Source organism: Rhodopirellula sp. JB055, from assembly GCF_043100905.1.
GTDB lineage: Bacteria > Planctomycetota > Planctomycetia > Pirellulales > Pirellulaceae > Rhodopirellula.
Genome location: NZ_JBICHO010000261.1, coordinates 1 through 7,382, shown reverse-complemented (window position 1 = coordinate 7,382; position 7,382 = coordinate 1). Strand labels below are relative to the sequence as shown.

Genomic DNA, 7,382 nt, shown 5'->3' with positions numbered 1-7,382 from the left:
GCGGGTATTCTGTCCATGCGTTTTCTGGAGTGACCGCTTCTCCCCACGGGGTGATCAGATTGGAGATAAAAGGCTTTGTGCTACGCTTCGGGGTGGGCAGCTTGGGGACGTTGTCCGCATCAATCAGATGCACGTCAATGAATTGGCCACCTGTTTTCTGCTGACAATGAACCGCCATCAGATTGCTTCCCGCCTGCAATGCTGAACGCTTTCCCTCTGCTATTGGAACGACGATGTACTTCGTCGTGTATCCCTCCAGCCTGGCAATCGACTTGCCGTTGATGAAGACTTCCACATTCTCATCGTGATGGATCAACAGCGCGGGATTGGCAGGAATCGCCTTCAGTTCAAACGATTTGCGCAGCCAAATCCGATCGGTCGTCCAAGTTGTCCCCACGCGAGCATTCGGCGTTTCAACCGTCCCGAAGCCGCCCGATCCTTCTTTCCATCCGGCCTCGTCAAAATCTGCCTGACGCCAACCTTGAGCGGGGCGGCGAAGCGTGTACTTCCATTGGTCAACAATGTCCTGCCCGAAACTGGTGGACGCCAACAGCACCAACACAGCGAAGGCCATGGGTCGAAACATGCATGGGGAGATCGATTTCATAGGTGTTCTCGTGGTTGATTTGGTCGTGTCGGTGTACCGAATTGCCAACTTTGACAGCGGCGTGAGAAACGTGGTTGGAATCCAACGTCGTTCGCTTAGCATCGCCTACCTCCGCCGCATCCCAAGTCGGTGCAGCCCAAATCATCGGCCAAAACCACGACCAAACCGGGCTACCCCTGAGATTCTGCGTCGACCGAAACAAGGAAGCAACAGACCGCAAACAGCACACCTGACTCGGAAAAATCGGGGACGTAAGAAATTATTCCTTTAGCGTTCAATGCGACGGGAACGCCAGATCATACCTCAGACCGACATCGAAAACATGAGACAGCACGTCCATTCACTAAGAAATATTACCAACCTTAGCACAGGGGCGTTTCCCCGCGACAGCCCTTCCGGTGCAAGCACCCAACATGCAAACGGAAGCCTGCAATCCAGCGCGTTCTGGTATGGGTTGCCCGTGATCTGCCTGTGTCTACACAAGGTGAGATTCGCCAGCGTGTTGTTTCGCTGGCGAACTCCGCCAACGGAGCATCGACCGATTGGATAAAGCTAGGCTGCGAACAGATTCCTACTTGGCAGCCTTCTTACCTTGGTTCTTTCTCTTCTTTGTCTTCGGCGCTGGTTTCGGCAGCACATTGGCCGACTTCGCCCACAGACGCCACTGACGACGAAGCGAGTCAACCTCGTCGACATTCTCTGCCGCCAGATCATTCTGCTCCGTTCGATCGGCTTTCAAGTCGAACAATTCCCATTCGCCTTTCAGGCCCAGTCGGACCAGTTTGCGATCGCCAACACGAATCGCCGCGTTTCCCTCATGCTCCCAGAACAAGGGCCGATCAGCGAAGACTCCTTCGCCGGTGAGCAACGGTTGGAGGCTTTGTCCCTGCGCGGGAATGATGGCATTCCCATTGAACTCAGCCGGGTAGTCCGCTTCACCAAGATCAACACAGGTTGTCATGAGATCAATCAAGTGAGTGGGAGTTTCGATCCACTCGTCGCGAGGACGAATCCCCGCTGGCCAATGCGCGATCAACGGTGAAGCCGTGCCGCCTTCGTGGTTGTGGTGCTTGTATTTGCGGAATGGAGTGTTGTTCAAATGGGCCCAGCATTTTCCGATGAACACGTTGCTGTGTGGATCACCGGGTTGTTCACCTTCGTACCTGCCATTCACACCTGCTTCCGCGTTGCCACCATTGTCAGCGAGAAACAAAATCAACGTGTTGTCCAGTTGCCCACGTTCCTGAAGAGCCGCGACGAGTTTGCCAACGTTCTTGTCAACCTCTTCGATCATTGCCGCGTAGATCGCCATCATGTCATCGTAGCGACGCTGCTCTTCAGACGAGAGGGAATTCCAAGCCGGTACGTCATCCGGTCGCGGCTCAAGCTTCCAACTCTCATCAATCAGCCCCAATTCGATTTGCCTTGCGTATCGTTCTTCTCGCAAGACGTCCCAGCCCTGCATGTACTTCCCGCGGTACTTTGCGATCGTCGCTTCCGGAGCCATGCAGGGAAAGTGAGGTGCGACATGAGCCAGGTACCAAAAGAACGGCTTCTTCTTCGCAATCGCTTCGTCGATGAACTGGATGCCTTGCTCAGTCCACAGATCGCTTCCGTACCAAGGCGGGTTGAATTGCGGATCATCTCTGGCAATTTCTTCGCCATTGAGAAACAACTTCGTACCACCTTTGGAACCGGTTTGATTTGAAAAGTGCAATCCACCGGCAGGCAAATTCAAACTCCGGTCAAAACCGCGACTCCACGGTGTGACCCCCTGTTTGAATCCGACATGCCACTTGCCCGTCATGGCAGTGAAGTAACCCGCCGCACCCAGCACCTCAGGAATCGTGACGCATCGACCGTTCAATCGTCCCGCGTAACCGGGCAGTCCCTGGTTCGTGGTCATCCAACCAATGCCGGCTTGATGGGAATACAGCCCCGTCAACAAAGAGGCGCGCGTCGGACAACATCGCCCCGTGTTGTAAAACTGCGAAAACTTCACGCCGCCGGCCGCAAGCGAATCCAAATGCGGCGTGGGAATCTCACTTCCATACGGCCCGATGTCAGAGAAGCCCATGTCATCGACCAAGATGACAACGACATTGGGACGGTCGCTCGCACAACAAACGGATGTTGAGAACAGAGCAACCCAAACCAGAACGCTGGGGACAAACTTCGTCATGGCAGATCCGTGGCACGAGAGTTCATTGAAACGTTTTGTCTGCACCCAAAAACGAAACGGCCATCAAGCGGCGCAAAATACGATCCGAAGCAGGTGGGCAGGAAGGATTGAACATAGTCAGCCAGCCTCTCCCCGCTGTCAATCTCTCCACATTGCCAGCAAGTTTGACGCTCCCATCGACGCTGGTACGCTAAAACCCCGCCCGGTGTCAGAATCAAACTCCGCCAGGGTCTATCATGGGGCACTTCAAAACTGAATCGCTCGTCGCCTCAGACGCTCCCCCATTTCACCCACCTGATTCATCAATCGCTCTATGGTTCCCCACGCCATCCGCTCGCTTGCATTCAGGCGATTCTTGTTCGTCGCTTTCGTCGGCACCTTCGCTTGCTCACCGATCTCGGCGCAGGTTTCTTCGCCGCCATTGTTCAAGGTGATGCTGAAGGACAACCCTGAGCCCATCATCGGCACGCTCGTCAAACAAGACCCAACGAGCGTGACGATCCGAGACATTCATACCAAGACGGATGTCAATTTCGAGCGAAGCAATGTCAAAGAGGTGGTCACGCCCTTCGCTTTCGATGACGCGGTGAAATCGATCGGGTTGACCGAAATGTTGAGCTGGAAAATCGCACAAGTTGCCGCACAACGAAAGCAACCGGGGCGAATCGCCAAAGTCTCGTCGCAAGTCATCTATGTGACGCTCGGTACCAACAGCGGAATTCGCGAAGGCACCAAACTCGATGTCTTCCGCAACGAAGGAGAAATCAAAGATCCCGTGAGCGGTGAGGTGATCGCCGTCGAAAGTCCGAAGATTGCAGAGATTCAGGTCACCGAGACCCACGAGAAATACAGCAAAGCCAAGCTGGTCGGCAACCTGGAACCCGATCTGGAAGTCGGTGACGAGGTCGAACCCAATCTCGATCTGCGAGTCGCGGTTTGTCCCATTCGCGATCAGAATGGCAACACGGCTGACGACACTCTTGTCATGGCAGAGGATCTCACGACCAGACTCGTCAACCGAAGAGTTCCTGTCGTCGATCGTGAATCACTGGGACAAGTCTTGGATGAACTGCTCGCGCAGAATTCCATCTTGTTCGATCCCAAAACCGCCCAGAAGCTTGGCGATTTGACTGGAGCGACTCATGTGGTGGCAGGTAAAATTGTCCCCAACGGTCGCACGCGGGGCATCGTTTATGTTCGCTTGATCGATGTCCAGACCGGACGAATCACCATCGCAACCTCCACCTCCATCAGCTTGCCTCGTACGCTCGCCGACTCAGAACCCAACCGCACGACGAAACCACGAACCCCATCCCGTACGGTCCGAACCGGCAAATCCTTGGGAGAGTCGCGATCCCTACCATCATTCCTCACGACCCGCTCGCGTTACCAGAAAGGTGAAGCGGGCGGCATCCGCATTCAAGGCTACAACGAATTCACCTATCGAAACCAGGGAGTCATCTTCACCAAAGACATCGGCTGCGTTTCTCGAGATTTCACGTTTGAAGTGGTTCTTCAATTCGGCCCCGAAGACATGGCCGCAAACATCGGACTCGGATACGGAGTCGCTGACCGAAGCTACAACGGCTTGAAAGACTCCGTTTATCTGCGGCTGTATTCACCGTCCATGCGAAGTGAACCGGGAGTGGTCAAGCTGAACCGCTTCAAGCTGGGAGACGAGAACATCGGGGAATTGGCCACCGCTGGCCCCCACCTCGTGCGGATCACAAAACAAGGCGACACGGTCACATTCCAAGTGGACTCAGGGAACGACGGCCCCTCCGACGATGACTTCGAAACCACGATTGCCGACATCAAAGAATTCGCACCTTTCCTTCATTCGAAGAACTCCCCGCTGTTCTTCGCTGGCGCCGGAGAATTCATCCGCGCGTCGATTTCGCAATAGGTCTCCAGATGGCATCCATCTGAAACGCCTGCAAGCAGCCCCCACGAAGCGAAAAGAGGTCGTGCAGTTTTCAAATGCTGTGCTTGCAATGCCTTAAGAACCCCGCCTGTGCAGAGGGAGGGGTCGGAAAGCGAGCGTTCAGCGAGCTTTCCGGGGAAGGCCAATCCGCGCCGTTTTCGATGCTCGGCCCCCTCCCTCGCGCACGCCTGAACGGCGTCGCTCGACCTCAAGAAGCGAAAGCCAACATCGTCCCGCTGATTCGCTCGCGATGCAGCGCGGAACGGTGACTCTCGCCAGTTGCCGTTCTCGGGCCCGCCAAATTCATCGGCAGACACCCTGAAAATTGCCCGGCTGCCCCCAAAAAGCAATCCGCGCGGTTACAATTCCGCCGCATCGCTGCACCTTCACACAAACTTAACACTCCGACTTTGAAGATTTGGGACGGGCTCCTTGGATTCATCCACGCTGATCAAGATGATTTTTGAACTGGCAGGCGGGCTCGGCATCTTCCTGTTGGGCATGAAGCACATGTCCGACGGGATGCAAGCCGTCGCGGGGAACAGCCTCCGCCGCTTGGTCAGTGCGGTCACAAACCATCGCGTGTTTGCCACGACCGTCGGCATCATCGTGACCTGTGTCGTTCAATCCAGTTCGATCACGACCGTGATGGTCGTCGGGTTCGTCAACAGCGGCGTGATGAACCTGTCCCAAGCGGTCGGGGTGATCATGGGTGCCAACATCGGCACCACGATCACCGGCTGGATTTTGGTTTTGAAGATTGGCAAGTACGGGTTGCCGCTGCTGGGATTCGCAGCGTTCTTTTATCTGTTCACCCGCAATGATCGCTGGCGTTATTGGGCGATGTTTGTGATGGGCATCGGAATGGTGTTCTTCGGTCTCGAAGTAATGAAGGACGCTTGTTCGATCATCAAAGAGATGCCGGACTTCGAAGCCTGGTTTGCCCGCTTCCAAGCAGACACCTACGTGGGCGTGTTGAAGTGCGCTCTCGTCGGCTGCGTGCTCACGACGTTGGTCCAGTCCTCTTCTGCGACGCTTGGCATCACCATTTCGCTAGCGACCCAAGGCGTGATTTCGTACCCCACCGCCGCGGCGTTGATCCTCGGTGAAAACCTCGGGACCACGATCACGGCTTTCTTGGCTTCGCTGGGGACCACCACCAATGCCAAACGCGCTGCGTATTTCCATGTGATCTTCAACCTGATTGGTGTGTTTTGGATCACGTTGATTTTTCAGTGGTACATCCAACTGATCCAAGGCATCATTGGCGTCGATGTGGCGGAAGCGGTGACCGTCGATGGGAACCAAACCTACCCCAACACCGTGGCCGCCATTGCGGCGACACACAGTGTTTTCAACGTTTGCAACACACTGCTGTTCATGCCGTTCTTGACCCCGATCGTCCGATTCCTGGAAAAAATCATTCCGTCGTTGTCATACAAAGAAAAACCACGTTTGACAGATTTGGATGTTCGCATTCTGGAAACACCACTCTTGGCGATCGAGCAATCCCGGAAAGAGATCCTCAAGATGGGAGATGGCTGTCTGAAGATGCTCGACTGGCATTTGGAGTTGATGCAAGCAGAGAAGCCAAACAAACAACTCGGCGACCGCTTGCGACAACGCGAACGCGTGCTGGATTCTGTCCAAGACGAGATCGCCGCGTTTGTCACCAGCCTGCTCTCGGGGAACGTTTCGCACGCAACGGCCGAAGAAGCACGCCGACAATTGCGACTGGCCGATGAATATGAATCCATCAGTGACTACATCGTCAACCTGGACAAGTTTGACCGAAAACTCAGACGCGACGGCTTTCGTTTCACCGATTCGCAGCGAGCCGACCTGGAAACCCTCAACCGCAGCGTGAAAGCCTACACCCGTGAGATCCACGAAGCGCTGACCGCGTCGAACCCCAACGTCCTGACCAGCACCGATGCGAGCGGTAAACGCATCCGAGATCAAGTCAAGGCATTGCGTCGCAAGCACCTGGAGGAACTCTCCGCGGGCACGATTCCGCCCGTCGTCAGCGTCGCCTTCATGGCCGCCCTGAACGCCTACATCCGCGTCCGCGACCACGCCCGAAACATCGCCGAAACCATCGCTCACGAAAGGTGAGTTTCGCCCGCCGCACTTCACAACAACGGATTGCCAACCACACGCATCAACCGAAACGCGATCGCGTCCGGTTGATCGTCGCTGGCCACCGACCAAAGAAGCAAGAGGACGCTCGACGAACAGGAAACGTTGGGCAATGCCACCCCGTCTCGATTCCACCGTGACACCTCGCACCACCCGGCTCGGCGGGAAGACTTTGTGAACCCAGAATTCCAAACGGGCCGCACCATCAGATGAACAGCTGCACCACTGGTTGCACCTGATTCAGACAATGGTGGTGCATCGGGGTCCATTCCTAACCATTCTGCTGGGAATGCCGACGACGGGAAATCCCATCCGCGCATGAAAAAACCCCGTGAATCACGGGGTTCTTTGGATGCGGCCGAGAGGACTCGAACCTCCACGGGATTAACTCCCACTAAGCCCTCAACCTAGCGCGTCTGCCAGTTCCGCCACGGCCGCGAGCTGTTTTGGTCTTTGACTGGGTGGCAAAGTTTGGCACAAATCTGCCCGGCGTCAACGCCTGGTCAGCCTGGATTCACCGGGCTGCCCCT

Annotated in this window: 4 protein-coding genes, 1 tRNA gene and 1 pseudogene; 2 read left to right on the top strand and 4 right to left on the bottom strand. The window is 55.6% G+C overall.

Going from position 1 to position 7,382, the window contains the following annotated elements; genetic code table 11:
- Both ACF8AM_RS10635 and ACF8AM_RS10630 read right to left on the bottom strand, forming a co-directional pair.
- Positions 1–586: pseudogene (locus tag ACF8AM_RS10635) on the bottom strand (glycoside hydrolase family 2); the annotation flags it as partial.
- Between the two features lie 592 nt (positions 587–1,178).
- Positions 1,179–2,789 (bottom strand): arylsulfatase, encoded by a 1,611-nt coding sequence (locus tag ACF8AM_RS10630; RefSeq protein WP_392555619.1) that lies wholly within the window; start codon positions 2,787–2,789, stop codon positions 1,179–1,181.
- A 355-nt stretch (positions 2,790–3,144) separates the two neighbouring features.
- On the opposite strand from ACF8AM_RS10630, the gene ACF8AM_RS10625 reads away from it, so the two are divergent.
- Together ACF8AM_RS10625 and ACF8AM_RS10620 are read left to right on the top strand one after the other, a co-directional pair.
- Entirely contained in the window at positions 3,145–4,695 is a 1,551-nt protein-coding gene (locus ACF8AM_RS10625) for a hypothetical protein (RefSeq protein ID WP_392555618.1), read from the top strand.
- Positions 4,696–5,145: 450 nt separating this feature from the next.
- On the top strand, positions 5,146–6,828 hold the full coding sequence (locus tag ACF8AM_RS10620) for a Na/Pi cotransporter family protein (protein ID WP_392555617.1): 1,683 nt from the start codon (positions 5,146–5,148) through the stop codon (positions 6,826–6,828).
- Positions 6,829–6,845: 17 nt separating this feature from the next.
- Here ACF8AM_RS10620 and ACF8AM_RS10615 read toward each other — a convergent pair whose 3' ends face one another.
- Both ACF8AM_RS10615 and ACF8AM_RS10610 read right to left on the bottom strand, forming a co-directional pair.
- Positions 6,846–6,971 (bottom strand): hypothetical protein, encoded by a 126-nt coding sequence (locus ACF8AM_RS10615; RefSeq protein WP_392555616.1) that lies wholly within the window; start codon positions 6,969–6,971, stop codon positions 6,846–6,848.
- Between the two features lie 234 nt (positions 6,972–7,205).
- Positions 7,206–7,290: transfer RNA gene (locus tag ACF8AM_RS10610), tRNA-Leu, on the bottom strand.
- Between the last annotated feature and the right edge of the window lie 92 nt (positions 7,291–7,382).

What these genes read in the sequence shown, in the direction of transcription:
- ACF8AM_RS10630 (WP_392555619.1), bottom strand. Translation starts at nt 2,789, where the DNA reads ATGACGAAGTTTGTCCCCAGCGTTCTGGTTTGGGTTGCTCTGTTCTCA.